This is a genomic window from Gilvimarinus sp. 1_MG-2023 (genome assembly GCF_030548285.1).
This window is the reverse complement of the sequence record NZ_JAUOSC010001345.1, coordinates 1-252: the sequence shown is the minus strand read 5'-3', so window position 1 is coordinate 252 and position 252 is coordinate 1. Positions and strand designations below refer to the sequence as shown.

The window sequence follows — 252 nt, the reverse complement described above, 5'->3', positions numbered from 1 at the left end:
GGCTTCGTCAGGAAGTCAAAACCCTGCGCATGGAGAAAGAGATTTTAAAAAAGGCCAGTGCTTTCTTCGCGAAAGAAATGAAGTGAAATACCACTTTATTGAAAATCACAGACAGAGTTATCCGGTGCGATTGCTCTGTCATGTGATGAACGTCAGCAAGTCGGCGTTCTACGCGTGGAAAGCTCGTCCAGCCAAGGTGATCACTGCGGAAGAATTGCACCTGTATCGACGTGCCAAAGCACTGTTCAAAGC

1 pseudogene is annotated in these 252 nt (G+C 47.2%); it reads left to right on the top strand.

Going from position 1 to position 252, the window contains the following annotated elements:
- Positions 1-252, top strand: a pseudogene (locus tag Q4563_RS21220) (hypothetical protein); the annotation flags it as partial.